Source organism: Devosia enhydra (genome assembly GCF_900119845.1).
Classification (GTDB): Bacteria; Pseudomonadota; Alphaproteobacteria; order Rhizobiales; family Devosiaceae; genus FPKU01.
Genome location: NZ_FPKU01000002.1, coordinates 973275 through 988009, shown reverse-complemented (window position 1 = coordinate 988009; position 14735 = coordinate 973275). Strand labels below are relative to the sequence as shown.

General features: G+C 66.6%; 11 protein-coding genes. 1 reads left to right on the top strand and 10 read right to left on the bottom strand.

What is annotated here, in order from left to right; translation table 11 throughout:
* Positions 1–247: 247 nt before the first annotated feature.
* Positions 248–1285 carry a glycine betaine ABC transporter substrate-binding protein gene (locus tag BT183_RS13820; RefSeq protein WP_072344128.1) on the bottom strand — a complete coding sequence of 346 codons (1038 nt, stop codon included), beginning with the start codon at positions 1283–1285 and terminating at the stop codon, positions 248–250.
* Positions 1286–1519: 234 nt separating this feature from the next.
* Between BT183_RS13820 and BT183_RS13815 the strand changes: the two genes are divergently transcribed.
* Positions 1520–2728 (top strand): ABC transporter substrate-binding protein, encoded by a 1209-nt coding sequence (locus BT183_RS13815; RefSeq protein ID WP_072344125.1) that lies wholly within the window; start codon positions 1520–1522, stop codon positions 2726–2728.
* A 122-nt stretch (positions 2729–2850) separates the two neighbouring features.
* On the opposite strand, the gene BT183_RS13810 is transcribed toward BT183_RS13815, so the two are convergent.
* From BT183_RS13810 to BT183_RS13770, 9 genes are all read right to left on the bottom strand, one after another.
* Complete coding sequence (locus BT183_RS13810) at positions 2851–5976, bottom strand: efflux RND transporter permease subunit (protein ID WP_072344122.1); 3126 nt, start codon at positions 5974–5976, stop codon at positions 2851–2853.
* A gap of 3 nt (positions 5977–5979) precedes the next feature.
* Positions 5980–7194, bottom strand: coding sequence for an efflux RND transporter periplasmic adaptor subunit (locus tag BT183_RS13805; RefSeq protein ID WP_072344119.1), 1215 nt, complete (start codon positions 7192–7194; stop codon positions 5980–5982).
* A 92-nt stretch (positions 7195–7286) separates the two neighbouring features.
* Positions 7287–7763 (bottom strand): GbsR/MarR family transcriptional regulator, encoded by a 477-nt coding sequence (locus BT183_RS13800; protein ID WP_072344116.1) that lies wholly within the window; start codon positions 7761–7763, stop codon positions 7287–7289.
* A gap of 280 nt (positions 7764–8043) precedes the next feature.
* Complete coding sequence (locus tag BT183_RS13795) at positions 8044–8943, bottom strand: hypothetical protein (protein ID WP_072344113.1); 900 nt, start codon at positions 8941–8943, stop codon at positions 8044–8046.
* 259 nt (positions 8944–9202) lie between these two features.
* Positions 9203–10099, bottom strand: a complete 897-nt coding sequence (locus BT183_RS13790; protein ID WP_072344110.1) for a hypothetical protein — start codon at positions 10097–10099, stop codon at positions 9203–9205.
* 200 nt (positions 10100–10299) lie between these two features.
* Entirely contained in the window at positions 10300–11190 is an 891-nt protein-coding gene (locus BT183_RS13785) for a hypothetical protein (protein WP_143145803.1), read from the bottom strand.
* 164 nt (positions 11191–11354) lie between these two features.
* A complete protein-coding gene (rsmD, locus tag BT183_RS13780) occupies positions 11355–11924 on the bottom strand; it encodes a 16S rRNA (guanine(966)-N(2))-methyltransferase RsmD (protein WP_072344104.1) in 570 nt (189 codons plus the stop codon).
* Between the two features lie 3 nt (positions 11925–11927).
* Positions 11928–13979 carry a pseudouridine synthase gene (locus BT183_RS13775; protein ID WP_072344103.1) on the bottom strand — a complete coding sequence of 684 codons (2052 nt, stop codon included), beginning with the start codon at positions 13977–13979 and terminating at the stop codon, positions 11928–11930.
* Between the two features lie 96 nt (positions 13980–14075).
* Positions 14076–14714: a hypothetical protein gene (locus BT183_RS13770; protein ID WP_072344100.1), complete on the bottom strand. Its 639-nt coding sequence runs from the start codon at positions 14712–14714 to the stop codon at positions 14076–14078.
* Between the last annotated feature and the right edge of the window lie 21 nt (positions 14715–14735).

The following is a 14735-nucleotide window of genomic DNA, read 5'->3' as shown; positions in this document are numbered from 1 at the left end:
ACTTGAGAATAACGCTTCTAGTATTTGCGAGAATTTGGCCCACAAAACAGAGCCAGGATTACTTCTCTATTGGCAAAAGCCAGCCGGATCACGAGGAAGAACCCGAAGACGCCTCTTTTTCGTCACGACAAAGACAAAAATTTTTCGCGCCCGAGGAGGCTCGTCGGCGTAAGGAGATAGCCGGCGTCTGCCAGAGCGTTGAAGTTTAACGGCAAATTGCGATGAGACGCTCGACGACCGCCCCCGGTCAGGGAGCGCCGACCCACTCTCGCCAAATATCGGATTTGTCCGCCACGAAGCGTTCGGCCACGGTTTCGACGGTCTGTCCGGGCTCGCCGAGCGCCTGCAGCAGTGCATTCATCTCGGCCATCGGCATGCGCGCGCGCTGGAAATAGGACGCGACGGGTGTGGCTTCGAGATAGACCCATTCGGCAAGCGCGATCACCACCGGCTCGTTGGGAAAGCCGCTCGGCTGCGGACCCGGGCAGGCCGACCGCCCCAGGCAGGTGAAGGCCTCGCGCGCATAGGCCCCCAGATCCACGGGCCGGAAGCTGAACTGCGCAAGCACCGCATTGGGCGCCCAGTAGTAGAACAGCAGCGGCTCACGCCGCCCCACCGCCTCGGCGATGAGCGTATCGAGCTCGAAGCGGTTGGCCGGCTCGACGATCTCGAAATAGGCATCGAGCCCGTGCGCCCGGAGCAGGTTGCGGTTGATCACCGCGCAGGCCCAGTCGGGCGGGCAGGAGAGGAAGCGGGCGCGCGCCCCACCCTCCCCGGCAAAATCGGCCCAGCGCTGCTTCAGCCCCTCGATCGTCGTGGCCTCGGGGATGGTCTCGACCACATAGTCGGGTACGTACCAGCCTTCGAACACCTGCTGGTCATAAGTCGCGCCGGCCTGGCGCAGCTTCTGCGCCTTGACCCCGGCATTCCAGACCTCGGCGATACGCCCGAGCCAGAGTTCGGGGGCGATGGCCGGCTGGCCCGTGGTGCCCATCGATGAGCCGGCCGCCGCCTGATCGACCTGCTGCACGCGCACCTCGCACTCGAATTCCGAGGCGAGGATGCGCGCATGGATTTCGGCAAGGATGGCGGCCGATGGCCATTGCATGCGCCCGATGGTCATGGGCTGGGTGCCGCAGCGCGGCGGCGGCGCAGGCTCGGCACTCTGCGCATCCGGTTCGGCCTGCTGGCCTGCCCCGGCCTCCTGCCCCGTCGCGCCGAGCGGGAAAGCGCCAAGGACAAGGGCGAGCAGCAGGGCGCGGAGCGGGGCGAACGGGTGCGGCATGGGACAGAACCGGGAAGGACAAGGCAGGTCGCACCGGACAATGAAGCGCGGCGGGTTTCGATGCAACCGCCACCCTGTGCGGGAGCACCGAAAGCGGGTGACTCGCGCGAGGAAATAAGGCTATTCTGGACCTTAGCGGGGCGCAAAGCCCCCTTCCGCCGGACCCGCGACGAGGCTTCGTCAGCGGACGATCCCGATAGGACGCCGGGCGGAGCAACCCACAAGAGGGACATCATGAAGACAATCAAGACCGTTCTGAGCCTTGCAGTCGCCGCGTCGGTGCTCGGCGCCGCCGTGCCGTCGCTGGCCCAGGAGGTGAAGCTGGGCTTTCTCGCCGACGTGACCGGCCCGATCGCCGGCTTCGCGCCGGGCATGGTGGCCGCGGGCAACCTCGCCATCGCCAATGTCAACGCCCAGGGCGGCGTGCTTGGCGGGCAGAACCTGGCTTCGGTGATCGCAGACAGCGCCTGCGACGCTGGCACCGCCGGCCCCGCAGCCGACCGCCTCGTGAACACCGAGCAGGTCGTGGCGATCTTTGGCGCCTATTGCTCGGGCCCCACCATTGCCGGTGCCAACGGTTCGGCCGTGCCGGGCAATGTCGTGATGATCTCGCCGGCCTCCACCGCGCCGGCCGTGGCCGAGATCGCCGATAACGACCTCATCTACCGCGTTGTCGTTCCCGACTCCGTACAGGGCCTCAAGGCCGCCGAGCTGCTGCGCAGCCAGGGCATCGACACGGTCGGCGTCACCTATGTCAACAATGACTACGGCAAGGGCCTCGCCGATGCGTTCGCGGCGGCTTTCACCGCGGCCGGCGGCACGGTTGCAGCCAATGTCGCCCATGAGGACGGCAAGGCCGACTATCGCCCCGAAATCGGCCAGATCGAAGCCTCGGGCGCCGATGTGCTGGTGATCTATGGCTATGAGAACGCCGGCGGTGGCGCCATCCTCAACCAGTCGATCGAAGCGGGCTCCTTCCGCCTGTTCGTGGGCGGCGATGGTATGGCCGGCGATGCGCTGCTCGCCTCGCGCAATGCGGCCGACCTCGAAGGCATGATCCTGACCCAGGCGGCTCCGGCCGGTGGCGAGAGCTTCGACGCCTTCTCGGGCGTCACCGGGGGTTCCGAGGTCGATCCGGCCGGCACCTACACCGCCCAGTCCTATGACGCGGTGTTCCTCTTGGCCCTCGCCATCGAAAAGAACGGCTCGGCCGAGCGCGAAGGCCTTGCCGCGGCGCTGCGCGAAGTCGCCAACGCCCCCGGCGAAGTCATCCGCCCCGGCGAGTGGGAAAAGGCCAAGCAGCTGATCGCGGCTGGTACCGACATCAACTATGAGGGCGCCTCGGGCACCATCGAGTTCGACGATGTCGGCGACGTCGCCGGCGCCATCAACTATTATGTCATCGAAGCCGGCGCGATCGCCAACAAGGGCCTGATCCCCTGATCGGCTGACGGTTCTCTTGAGACGTTCAAGGCCCGGGAGCGATCCCGGGCCTTTTTGCTGGCCCCCTTTTCATCGCGACCGGACGGGACCGGCCCATCCGGCTTGAAGGGGGCGATGCGGCCTCACTCGGCCGGCGCGTGCACCACGTCGTCGGGGGCACGGGGGGTGAAGCGCGAGACGAAACGCCCCAGCCCGTCGAGATAGGTCAGCATCACCGGCACTACGACGAGGGTCAGCAGCGTCGAGGAAATGAGCCCGCCGATCACCGCATGGGCCATCGGCGCGTTCTGGGCCGAACCCTCATGCAGGCTGAGCGCCAGCGGCAGCATGCCGAAGATCATGGCAAGCGTCGTCATGATGATCGGGCGGAAGCGGGTGTGGCCGGCCTCGATCAGCGCAGCGCGCAGGGGCAGGCCCTCGCGGACATGCTGGTTGGCATTGTCCACGAGCAGGATGGCGTTCTTGACCACGAGGCCCATCAGCATGATGAAGCCGATCATCGACATCATGTTGAGGGTCGAGCCGCCGACGAGAAGGCCGAGCACCACCCCGATCAGCGAGAGCGGCAGCGACACCATGATGGCGAAGGGCTGGAGGAAGCTGCCGAACTGGCTGGCGAGAACCAGATAGATGAAGATGACCGCAAGCAGCAGCGCCGAACCGGCAGCCGCGCCGGTTTCCGCCAGATCCTCGGCCTCCCCGCCCTGGCTGACGCTGTAGCCGGTGGGCACGCTCATCGCATCGATGACCGCCTGGATCTGCGGCACCACCTGCCCCAGCGCCACGCCCTCGATATTGGCGGTGACGTTGACGCGCCGCGCCAGCGCCTCGCGATTGATGGTGGCGGGCCCGGTCGCCTCCTCGATGCTCGCGACCTGGTCGAGCCGGATGACGGCGTTTGAGCCGGTGGCTCCGCTCTGCACGATGGGCAGATTGCCCAGCTCGCTGACATCGTTGCGAGCCCATTCGGGCAGGCGCACGAAGACGCCGAGGTTTTCGCCGCGCGGATTGGTCCAGTCGGTCACCTCGTCGCCGGCCAGCATCGGGTTGAGCGCCGCCCCGATCTGGGCGAGGCTGACCCCGAGATCGCTGGCAAGGTCGCGATTGACGCGCACGGCCATGATCGGGGTCGCATCCTCGAGCGAGGATTTGACGTCGATGAGCCCGGGGATATCCCGTAGCCCGGCGATGAGCTGGTCGGACAGGCGATCGAGCGTATCGAAGCTCGCGCCCGAAATGCCGATCGAGATGGGTGCTGTGGGGCCCCCGAATCCACCCGAGGCGGCGACGGTGAAGGTCGCGCCCGGAATGACGGTCAGCGCCTCGCGGACGGTGACGGAGAATTCCGTCGGGGTTACGTCGCGCTGGGATTCGGGCACCATGCCGATAACGATGGTGGCGGTATTGTTGCCGCTGCGCCCGGTGCCCGAGGCCACGGTGGCATAGGTGGAGACGACTTCGGGCAGCGCCCGCAGCACATCATCGACCTGCGCGATCTTGGTGGCGGTGTAGTCAAGCGAGGAGCCGGTGGGGGTCTCCATCGTCACCTGCACCTCCGAATTGTCGGTGGCCGGGATGAATTCGGCACCCACGAAGGGAAAGAGAAAGAAGGTGCCGACAAAGGAGGCGAGCGCCACCATCAGCGTCGTCTTGCGCCATTTGAGGCACCAGGCCAAGAGCCCCCGATAGCCATTGGACAACCAGCCGAAGAACCGGTCGAACTGGGCGATGGCGCGCCCCAGCGGCCCGCGCTTGGCATCGGGATTGGCGGCCGGATCGTACCAGACGCTCGACATCATCGGATCGAGGGTGAAGGCGACGAACAGCGAGATCAGCACCGCCACCGAGACGGTGACCCCGAACTGCAGGAAGAACCGCCCCATGATGCCATCCATGAAGGCGACGGGGAGGAACACCGCAACGATCGAGAGCGTGGTGGCGAGCACGGCCAGCCCGATCTCGTTGGTGCCATCGAGCGCCGCCTGCCGGTGGTTCTTGCCCATATGCAGGTGGCGCATGATGTTTTCGCGCACCACGATGGCATCGTCGATGAGGATGCCGACGGCGAGCGAGAGCGCCATCAGCGTCATCATGTTGAGCGTGAAGCCGAAGAAGTTGAGGAAGATCATCGTGCCGATGATCGAGATCGGCAGGGTGAGCCCGGTGATGACGGTGGAGCGCCAGGAATTGAGGAAGAGGAACACGATGACGACGGCGAGGATGGCGCCTTCGATCAGCATGTTCTGCACCGCGTGGAAACTCTGCTCCACCGGCACGGCATTGTCGCGCACCACATCGATGCGGACGCCCTCGGGCAGACCGCCATCCATCAGCCGGTCGATGGCTGTGTGGATGTCGTGGGCCACCTGGACGGTATTGGCCCCCTGGGTCTTGATGACGTCGACCGCAAGCGCTCGCTGACCGTTGAGGAGCGCAAGGCTCTGCTCGTCGCCCTGCCCGTCCTCGATGGTGGCTACGTCGCGCAGATAGACCGGCTGGCCGCCGCGCCGCGAGACGATGATATCGAGGAAACCCTCCTCGTTCTCGATGCGGCCTTCGATCTGGATAGTCTGGACCGTGGCGCCCTGGGTGATGGTGCCGGCCGGCAGGTTCTGGTTTTCCTGCCGCAGGGCGGTGATGACGTCGGAAATCCCGACATTGAAGGCAGCCAGCCGATCGGGATCGACCAGAACGTTGAGCCGCCGCTCGATGCCGCCGACGGCGGTGGCGCTGCCGACGCCCGAAATGTTGGAAAGCCGGGTGACGATCACGTCTTCGGTCAGCGTCGTCAGGTCGCGGGCCGAGAGCGTGTCGGAGGTGACCGCGAGCGATACGATCGGCAGGGCGCTCGGATCGAAGCGCAGGATGGTGGGCTTGCCGGCCGCGTCCGGCAGGGCCGCCTCGATCTGCGAAACCTTGTCGCGCACGTCCTGCGCGGCGGTTTCCGATGAGACTTCCAGCTCGAAGATCATCAGCACCATGGCCGAGCCGGACATGGCGGTGGACTGGATGGAATCGAGCCCGGCGATGGTGTTGACCTGGTCCTCGATGGGCCGGACGATGTCGTTTTCCACCGCCTCGGGCGAGGCGCCGGGATAGCTCACCACCACGGCGACCACGGGGAAGTCGACATCGGGCATCTGCTCGATGGGCAGGCGGGCATAGGAATAGAGGCCGAACACCAGCAGCGCCACCATGACCATGGTGGCAAAGACCGGGTGATTGACGCTGATGCGGGTCAGGAACATCGATCAGCGCTCCGAGAAGGCGACGCGCATGCCGGGCGCGAGCTCGAACAGCGGGGCGGTGACGACGACGTCGCCGGCTGCGAGCCCCGAGGGAATGTCGATGAGGTTGCCGGTCGTCCAGCGCTCGCCGCGTTCGATGGGCTGGCGGACCAGCACGCCATCGACGATCTTGAGGGCATAGAGCCCCTCCTGATCCTCGCGGATCGCAGCTTCGGGCAGCGCGATGGCATCCTCGAGCGCCGCGATCTCGATGGCGCCGGTGGTGAACATGCCGCCGCGGAACAGCCGATCGGGATTGGGCAGGTCGAGATAGACGGCGATCGAGCGGGTGCCCTCGATGGCGACGGGATTGATGCGCTCGACCGTGGCGGTGACGCTCTGGCCCGAAAAGGCCTCGACCGAGAGCGTCGCGGTCTGGCCGGCGACGATGGAGGAGATGGCCGAAAGCGGGGCAGCGGCCTGCACCTCCATCTCTGAGAGGTCGACGACGGTGAGCAGCGCACCGCCGACATTGACGGTCTGGCCCGGCTCGATCGCGCGGGCTGCGACGCTGCCATCGAAGGGCGCGCGGATGGTGGCGTGGCCGAGCGCGATCTCGGCCGATGTGACCTGCGCCCGCAGCGCCTCGACCTGCGCGGTGAGCGCGTTGACGTTGGACTGGGCCGATTCGAGCGAGGATTGCGAGGAAAGGCCGCGTTCGGACAGGGTGCGGGTCGATTGCAGCTGGGTCTGGGCGAGCGCCAGCTGCGCCTGCGTCGCCTCCATGGTGGCGCGCTGCTGCTCGAGCCTTACGCGCAGATCCGTGACATCGATCTGGGCAAGGATCTGGCCTTCGATGACGGTGTCGCCGGGCCGGGCGGACACGGATTCGATCGTGCCCGCGACCTGTGCGGTGAGCGCGGTCTGGCGAGCCGGCGAGAGCGGACCGGTGATCTTGACCGAACGCGACAGGCGCTGCGGCGCGAGCGTGATGACCTCGAAGCTGTTGAGCTGCATCACCGGATCGGCGGCTTCAGTCGCGACCGGCGTGGGGGTGGCAGGCGGCGCCTGGGTGGTCATGTAATAATAACCGGCACCGCCCGCGAGCAGCAGCAGGACCAGCACCCAGGGCCAGCGGCGGCGACGGCGTGCCGGCGGCGGGGGATTGGCGATGGCGGCATCCTCGGCAGCGGCCCGGGGGGCATCGGCCCGCGGCTTGAGCGTTGCGACTGAACTCATGGATGCACCTTTGGCTGAAAGGCCCTGCCCCACGGATGGCGCTGGCCGAAATGATGTGACGCCGGCCCGGGGCTCTCTCGCCCCGGCCCCCTCTATTTGTGCCCGGTTTCGGCCATGTGCTGGCGGATCAGCACGAGCGTCCGGGCATAGAACTCCGAAAGCTCCTCGACCCGCGCCCGCGCGCCCGGATTATCGGCGGGTATCAGCGCCGCCGATTCTGTCACCGCCGAGGCGGAATGTTCGAGGCGTTCCTCGAGCACATGCAGCATGCGCCCGAAGGGGTTGGTGCCCAGCTCGTAATAATCCTGACGGCTGCCGGGCTTGCCCACCCGCCGGATGAGGCCATATTCGGCGAGCAGCCTGGCATTGGTTGAAATCGAGGCGCGCGACACCTGCAGGCGATCGGCCATTTCCTGAAGACCGAACACCGTGCCCTCGTAAAGCAGCAGCCCCCAGATGCGGCCGGCTATGCGCGGCAGGCGATCATTCTGGAGCAGGAGGCCCATCTGCTCGATGAACTGCTCGGCGGCATCTGTGGGCGAGAGGGGTACGGAAGCAACCTGGGACATGGGCAAGCGGAATAGCGATGACAGTTTGTTCAGTCAATACTGAACGAGCATGGCAGATATGTGACAGCGGTGCATCTTAGAGCGACGGACCGCCCACCGCCGGACGGTTGCGAGCTACCGCGTTTTGGTTCGCATCCCGCAAGCTCCAGGTTGCTGTGGTGTATGCTTCCCGGACTGCGGAGCCAGCATCTCCTTCGCCTGGAAACTCCCGGCGATAGCAAAGAAAAAGCGCGGGGACCGAAATCCCCGCGCCTGAACTGCGCCCGAATGGGGCAGGCGATTACATCACGTCGGCAAGAACCGAGGCGCGGAAGGGCGCGGTCGGCGTCGCGACAGGGTTGAGCGCCGAAGCGGCACCGGCCCCACCGAACGGGATCGACAGGCCGACCTTGACGGTGTGGTCGAGCACATATTCGTCGTCTTCGGAATCCTGGGCGAGGAAACCTTCGTAGCTGGCCACGAGGTTGAGGTTCAGGTCAGTGCCGAGATTATAGGCCGCCTTGGCACCCCAAGTGGCGTAGTAACCATCGTCAGACGAGTTATCGAACGGCGAGGAGAAGCCGTAGCCGCCGCTGACCTGCACCGCGAACTGATCGGAGAGCGAGAAGATCGCTCCGCCTTCGACAAAATAGCCAAAGAAGCCTTCGTCGCCCGAGCCGTCGCCATTGGCGGCCTCGGCATAGCCGAGCTTGCCGTAAAGCGTGGCCACATCCACATCGAGGGTGCCTTCGACGCCCACGACATAGCCGTTCATCAGGTCTTCCGGATCATCGGAATCCGGATAGATGCCGATGCCGCCGAAGACGCCCAGATAGGCCTGGTCGAAGCCGGCCCCGATATGCGCACCCAGAACGCCGAGCGAGGCATTGGTGATGTCGCTGTCGCCATCATCGCCGACATTGAGCCACTCGCCATAGCCGTCGACACCGACGCGGACGACACCGAGATCGCCCCACAGGGCGAACGAGCCGTAAAGGCCCGGGAACGTCGCCTCAGCATCCACGCCCTCGTCGTAGTCGGTAACGAAGCGGCCAAGGCCACCGAGTTCGACCACGCCCCAATAGGCCGGCGCGGCTTCGGCGACGGGCGCCACCACGGGGGCGACGTAAAGGTCGGCGGCATAGGCGCCACCCATGCCTGCAACGAGAGCGCCGACAGCGACGCCGAGCTTGAGAGCCATGATTTTCCCCAATCAAAAAACCCGGCGCACGGCCGGTCGACATGATTAACCATAAGCCGATCTGCGCCAAAAGGAGCAAGACGCAATCGCCGGACCCGATCTGTTTCAGTCGCAGTGTGGCCCGCCAGCATCAGAGCGCGAGCCATTTTGCGAGAAACAGCCTGGAGACCAGCATCGGAAACAACAAAGGGGCCGCGAGGGCCCCTTTGCAGGTGTGTGGCGGGAACCAGGCCCGAAGGCGTGGCCGCACGGACCCAGATTACATCACGTCGGCAAGAACCGAGGCGCGGAAGGGCGCGGTCGGGGACGCGACGGGGTTGAGGGCCGAAGCGGCACCTGCACCACCGAACGGGATCGACAGGCCGATCTTGAAGGTGTGGTCGATGACCGACTCGTCATCCTCGTTGCCGGCGGCATAAAGCCCGTCATAGGACGCGACGAGGTTGAGATTGAGCTCGGTACCGAGGTTGTAGGCGCCCTTGACGCCCCAGGCGGCGTAGTAGCCGGTCTCGTCATCGGTCTCGAACGGCTCGGACGTGCCGTAGCCGGCGCTGACCTGGAGGGCGAAATCGTCCGACAGCGAGAAGATCGCGCCGCCTTCGACGAAGTAGCCGAAGAAGCCCTCGTCATCGATGCCGCCTTCATTGGGCGCGCTGGCGTAGCCGAGCTTGCCGTAAAGGGTCGCGACATCGACATCAACGGTGCCTTCGATACCCACGGCATAGCCGTTGAAGGTTTCCGTGTTCGGAGCATCGGGATACATGCCGAGGGCGCCGAAGACGCCGAGATAGGCGGCATCGAAGCCAGCGCCGATATGGGCGCCGAGCACGCCGAGCGAGGCGTTGGTGATGTCGTTGTTGCCGTCCTCACCCAGGTTCAGCCACTCGCCATACCCGTCGACGCCCACGCGGACCACGCCGAGATCGCCCCACAGGGCGAACGAGCCATAGACGCCACCGAACGAGCCGTCCTCGATGTCGCCATCGTCGTCATAGCTGGTGAAGCGGCCAAGGCCGCCCAGTTCAACCACGCCCCAGTAAGCCGGCGCGGCTTCAGCGACCGGCGCCACCACGGGGGGCACATAAAGGTCGGCGGCATAAGCGCCACCCATGCCTGCAACGAGAGCGCCGAGAGCGACGCCAAGCTTGAGCTTCATGATCCAATCCAATCGGGAAGAAACGGCTGCACCGCCGCTATTGTCACGGTTGAGCAGAACCGGATTCGCGCAAGAAACGCAATATGGCCGCGGCAATTTTGCCACTCTGCTGCCGCATGTGTGGCTCCAGATCCCATGGATGGCCGGAAACAAAAAAGGGGCCCGAAGGCCCCTTTCATCAGCTTGTTCCGGTTCGACGATCAGTCGAGGAAATCGCCCCAGCTGCCGGCGCGGAACGGCGCGGTCGGAGTAGCCAGCGGGTTGAGCGCATCGCGGGCATCGCCATAGCGGCCACCGAACGGAATGGCGAGACCAACCTTGACGGTGTGATTGATGGACCAGTCGCTCTCTTCGATGCCGCCATAGGCGCCGATGTCATAGCTCGCGGTGAGCGCGAGGGCGAAATCGGTCGGGAGCTGGTAGGCACCCTTGATGCCGGCGGTCAGGTAGTAACCATCGTCGTCCTCAGACTCGTCAGCGAAGTTCTCCGGCGCATACCCGGCGCCGAACGACGTCTGGAGAGCAAACTCGGGGGTCAGCGCGAACATGGCGCCGATCTCACCGAAGGTGCCGGTGAACCCGGAATCTTCCTCATCGGTGCGGACGTCGGCATAGCCGAGCTTGCCGAAGAGCGAAACGGTGCTGAAATCGGCGAGACCTTCGACGCCGACGGCCCAGCCGCCCTGCCATTCGTCATTGCCGGAATCGGGGGTGGCGCCATAGGCACCGAACACGCCGACATAGCCGCCGCCGAGACCCGTGCCGATGTGACCGCCAATGACGCCGACGCCACCGGGGAAGTAGTCTTCGGTATCGTCATTGAGGCCGAGGATCTCGCCATAGCCGTCGAGGCCGACGACGAGGCCACCCATATCGGCCCAGAGCGCGAAGGCGCCATAGCCGCCGCCAAGCATGGCGTATTCGTCATCTTCCGACTGCGCGCCGGAATAGCCGATGACGCCGATCTCGCCGACGCCCCAGAAATTGGAGGCAGGGGCGGGAGCCGGGGCCGGCGGCAGGATGATGTCGGCCGCATAGGCAGAGGCGGTGCCGAGCAGCAGCGCCGAGGCAATGGCTAGGGTGATTTTCATGAACGTGGTGTCCAAAAGTGGCGACTGACACACGCTTGCCACCAATTCGCCTGCGTCGGGAAGGGGCGCCGCGCACTGCGAAGCGAAATCATACCCCAAGTGGCCGGGAGGCCACATCATGTGTTGTTAACGAATTGGCCCTTTTCACTTGCTATCGCTGCTCCTCACGCCTGGTGTTCCCTTGCAGGCGTGATGAGGTGAATGGCCGCTGCCCCATAGATACGGCGGTCTTCAAGGACGAAGCCCGGCGGCAGTGATATCTCGGTCTCGGCGGCCTCCTCGAGGACGATAAGGCTCTCGAGCGTGAGCCAATTGCCATCCCTGAGGCTCGCCAGCGCCTGCTCGCCCAGCCCCTTGCCATAGGGGGGATCGAGAAAGACGAGATCGACCGGCCCCATGGTGCCGGCAGGTCCCAGAGCCGTAGCGTCGCGGCGCAGCAGCTTGGCGGTGCCGGCGACGCCGAACGCCTGGATATGATCGCGGATGAGGCCGCGCGCCTCGGCATCGGTCTCGACGAACACCACCGAGGCAGCCCCACGCGACAGGGCTTCGAGCCCCAGCGCGCCGGTGCCGGCAAACAGATCGAGCACGCGCACCCCCTCGAAGCCCGGCCCGAGCCGGCTTGCGAGGATGTTGAAGACCGATTCCCGCACCCGGTCGGCCGTCGGCCTGATGGCGTCGCCCTCGGGCGAGGTCAGTTGCTTGCCGCGAAAACGTCCCGCGATGATCCGCATCGGCTAGCCGCGCGGCTTGCGCGGCGGACGCGGACCCGCACCGGAGGGCTTGCCCGCAAAGGGCTTGCCGCCGCCAGAGGGGCGTCCGCCCGAGGGCTTGCCAGCGAAAGGTTTGCCACCAGGCCGGTCGCCGCGCGGGCGATCGCCAGCCGGACGGCCCGATGACGGGGCGCCGCCAAAGCTGCGTTTGGGCCTATCGCCACCCGGACGGTCGCCCGAGGGGCGATCCCCCCGCGGCGGCCGATCCCCGAACGGACGATCACCAGACGGGCGTGCCGGACGGTCGCCGAACGACCGGTCCTGCCGCGCGCCCGCGGGCCTTTCGGCCCGGGCCGGACGATCGCCAAAGGGTCTGTCGCCGCGCGGCGGCCGTGCACCGCCGGGCCTCTCTCCAAAGCTGCGCGGACGATCGCCATCCGGACGGTCGCCGCGCGGACGTTGCGGCTTGTCCCCGAAAGGCCTCGCCGGGCGGTCTCCATAGGGCCGGGCCGGACGGTCGCCCTGGGGCCTCGCTCCCTGCGGTCTCGCACCCTGGGGCCGGTCACCCTCCGGCCTCTGACCCTGCGGCCTGTCGCCGGCTGGCCGACGCGGCCGATCGCCATCGGCACGGACCGGACGATCACCAAAAGGACGATGCCCGCCGGGGCGGAAAGATCGTTCCGGCCGCTCACCCGATGTGCCATCGCGACGACCGCCAAAGGCTGGCTTGCCGCCGCCGAAGGATTTGCCACCCCCAAACGACTTGCCGCCGCCAAAAGCGGGTCGCTCCCGGCCGCCTTCGGCGCGCGGCGGACGCCCCTGCCCGTCACCGCGCGGCCGATCGGCGCGATCAAAGCGCGGCCTGTCGGGCCGGTCGCCACGCGGCGGCCTCGGATCGGCATCCTCATCGCGCTTGCGCGGCGGACGCGCGGCGCCCTTGAGGCCATAGGTCGCTGCCGGCTGATCGTCGCGATCCGGCCGCTGCGGGGTGCGGCTGGCCTTGGGGGTAAAGCTCTCGCTCTCGCGGCCATCGTCAAAATGCACTGTGCGCGCGGGGCGCTCGAAGCGCTCGGGCCGGGCCGGGGCCATGGTCTTGCGCGGCGCGAAACGGCCGCCGGGGCGATCCTGGCGCGGGCGCTGCTCGTCCATCTCGCGCTCATCGCGAGGCGCCTCGGACCCGTCGGCGAAGCGGAACTGCGGCGCCTCCTTGCGCGGACGCGGCTTGCCGCGCGGACCCGCCTGCGTGCCCGACGGGCGAACGCGCCGATTGGGATCGGACGCGGTCTCAGGACCAGCCGCATCGAAATCGGCCCCCGATTCCTCGGCAAGCCGCCGCCCGAGCTGGTCGCGCAGCACGCGGGCCTTGACGGCCTCGACCTTGCCCGGAGGCAGATCGCCCAGCTGGAACGGCCCGTAGCTGATGCGGATCAGGCGATTGACCTCGAGCCCGAGCGCGCCCAGCACGTTCTTGACCTCGCGGTTCTTGCCTTCGCGCAGCGCCACTTCGAGCCAGACATTGGCGCCCTGGCTGCGCTCGAGCGTCGCCTCGATGGGCCCGTAATGGATGCCCTCGACGGTGATGCCCTGCTTGAGCGCATCGAGCTGCTCCTGGGTGACCGAGCCGAAGGCGCGCACGCGGTATTTGCGCAGCCAGCCGGTGGCAGGCAGTTCGAGCACGCGCTTCAAGCCGCCATCATTGGTGAGCAGCAGCAGCCCTTCGGTGTTGATATCGAGCCGGCCGATGGTGACGACGCGCGGCAGATCATGCTCCTCGAGCGCCTCGAAGATGGTCTCGCGGCCTTCGGGGTCCTTCTCGGTGACCACAAGCCCGGGGGGCTTGTGATACATCCACACCCTCGTGGCCTCGCGGGCGGCCAGCGGCTCGCCATCGACCATGATCTTGTCGTCCTGGGTGACGTTGAAGGCCGGGGTCACGACCTTGCGGCCATTGACGCTCACCCGCCCCTCCTTGATCCACAATTCGGCATCGCGGCGCGAGCAGAGCCCGGCGCGGGCCATAACCTTCGCGAGCCTGTCGGCACCCGCCGGAACGAGGGGGGAATCGGTATCGGACATGACGATCTCCTGCGGGCCACCGCAGCCCCATGGCTCCGGCGACAGCGCATCAAAAGGAAGAAAGGGCGGCCCTCTTGGCCGCCCGCATTGGAAAGCTTATTGCCCGGCGAGCGCCGCGCGGATTTCGGGCGGGCAGGACGGGTCGGCCAGGGGCACGAGTTCGCCGCTCTTTGACATGCAGACGAGCTCCTGACCCTTCACCGTGGTGAAGTAGCTGTCGGGCGGAATGTAGAGCGGACGATTGGTCTGGCGCACCTGCGCTGCCTGCATGCGGGCGGTGAGCATGCGGGTTTCCTGCTCGGTCAGCGGCCGGCCGCTCATCGAGCGCGGATCGGTGATGACCCGGGCATTGCGCAGGCGGCGCAGATCCTCCTCGGAAATCCGCGAAGTATCGATCTGCACATTGCGCGAATCTTCGGGCAGCTGGGCCGCTGCCGTCTGGGTCTGCGGTGCGGGCAGCGCATTGGCGTTGCGCGGCAGCACGAGGGGGGCGCGCGGCGAGGTGACATCGGGCTTCTGCTCGCGCTCGAGCATGCCGATGCCGCGCAGCGTCTCGCTCATCACTTCGCGCTCGAAGGTGCTCGCATCGACCAGGGCATTGGTGCCTTCGACCGTGGTGCAGGCCGCAAGACCGGCAAAGGCCAGGATGGCGAAAGCGGCACGCGACAGGACCGGCAGGGTGGCCCCAGCCTTGGCCGAAACCTGGCGTCCCCGGGCGATCGAACCAAATGTCATCAGGCGTCCCTTCTGCAGTGC

Excerpts from the sequence above, each read along its gene's own strand:
- BT183_RS13820 (WP_072344128.1), bottom strand. The coding sequence starts at position 1,285 with ATGCCGCACCCGTTCGCCCCGCTCCGCGCCCTGCTGCTCGCCCTTGTC.
- BT183_RS13815 (WP_072344125.1), top strand. The coding sequence starts at position 1,520 with ATGAAGACAATCAAGACCGTTCTGAGCCTTGCAGTCGCCGCGTCGGTG.
- BT183_RS13810 (WP_072344122.1), bottom strand. The coding sequence starts at position 5,976 with ATGTTCCTGACCCGCATCAGCGTCAATCACCCGGTCTTTGCCACCATG.
- BT183_RS13805 (WP_072344119.1), bottom strand. The coding sequence starts at position 7,194 with ATGAGTTCAGTCGCAACGCTCAAGCCGCGGGCCGATGCCCCCCGGGCC.
- BT183_RS13800 (WP_072344116.1), bottom strand. The coding sequence starts at position 7,763 with ATGTCCCAGGTTGCTTCCGTACCCCTCTCGCCCACAGATGCCGCCGAG.
- BT183_RS13795 (WP_072344113.1), bottom strand. The coding sequence starts at position 8,943 with ATGGCTCTCAAGCTCGGCGTCGCTGTCGGCGCTCTCGTTGCAGGCATG.
- BT183_RS13790 (WP_072344110.1), bottom strand. The coding sequence starts at position 10,099 with ATGAAGCTCAAGCTTGGCGTCGCTCTCGGCGCTCTCGTTGCAGGCATG.
- BT183_RS13785 (WP_143145803.1), bottom strand. The coding sequence starts at position 11,190 with ATGAAAATCACCCTAGCCATTGCCTCGGCGCTGCTGCTCGGCACCGCC.
- rsmD (WP_072344104.1), bottom strand. The coding sequence starts at position 11,924 with ATGCGGATCATCGCGGGACGTTTTCGCGGCAAGCAACTGACCTCGCCC.
- BT183_RS13775 (WP_072344103.1), bottom strand. The coding sequence starts at position 13,979 with ATGTCCGATACCGATTCCCCCCTCGTTCCGGCGGGTGCCGACAGGCTC.
- BT183_RS13770 (WP_072344100.1), bottom strand. The coding sequence starts at position 14,714 with ATGACATTTGGTTCGATCGCCCGGGGACGCCAGGTTTCGGCCAAGGCT.